Raw genomic sequence first — 747 nt, 5'->3', positions numbered from 1 at the left:
TAGTAGAAATGGAAGTACGTGAATTACTTTCAGAATACGAATTCCCAGGTGACGACTTACCAGTAATCCAAGGTTCTGCTCTTAAAGCACTTGAAGGCGAAGCAGAATGGGAAGCGAAGATTGTTGAACTAGCAGAAGCGCTAGATTCATACATCCCAGAGCCAGAGCGTGATGTTGACAAGCCTTTCCTACTTCCAATTGAAGATGTATTCTCAATTTCAGGTCGTGGTACGGTTGTAACAGGTCGTGTTGAGCGTGGAATTTTACGCACAGGTGACGAAGTAGAAATCGTTGGTATCAAAGATACAACTAAGTCTACTTGTACTGGTGTAGAGATGTTCCGTAAGCTTCTTGACGAAGGTCGTGCTGGTGAGAACGTTGGTGCGTTGTTACGTGGTACTAAGCGTGAAGACGTAGAGCGTGGTCAAGTATTAGCTAAGCCAGGTTCAATCAACCCACACACTAACTTCGAAGCAGAAGTATATGTATTGTCTAAAGATGAAGGTGGCCGTCATACTCCATTCTTCAAAGGCTACCGTCCACAGTTCTACTTCCGTACAACTGACGTAACAGGTGCTGTAGAGCTTCCTGAAGGCGTAGAAATGGTAATGCCTGGTGACAACCTTAAGTTCAAAGTAGAGCTTATCAACCCAATCGCGATGGACGAAGGTTTACGCTTCGCAATCCGTGAAGGTGGCCGTACAGTAGGTGCGGGTGTTGTTGCTAAGATTTTAGACTAGTTCTAAA

The 747-nt window shown here is 44.8% G+C and carries 1 protein-coding gene; it reads left to right on the top strand.

Annotated elements, in window-relative coordinates:
* Window positions 1–740: elongation factor Tu (locus tag EOK74_RS20715; RefSeq protein ID WP_133472026.1), on the top strand; the 740-nt coding region annotated here is incomplete at its 5' end.
* Between the last annotated feature and the right edge of the window lie 7 nt (window positions 741–747).

Origin of the sequence: Paraglaciecola marina (assembly GCF_004360155.1) — a bacterium.
GTDB classification, from domain to species: Bacteria; Pseudomonadota; Gammaproteobacteria; order Enterobacterales; family Alteromonadaceae; genus Paraglaciecola; species Paraglaciecola marina.
This window is presented reverse-complemented; position numbering and strand designations above follow the sequence as displayed.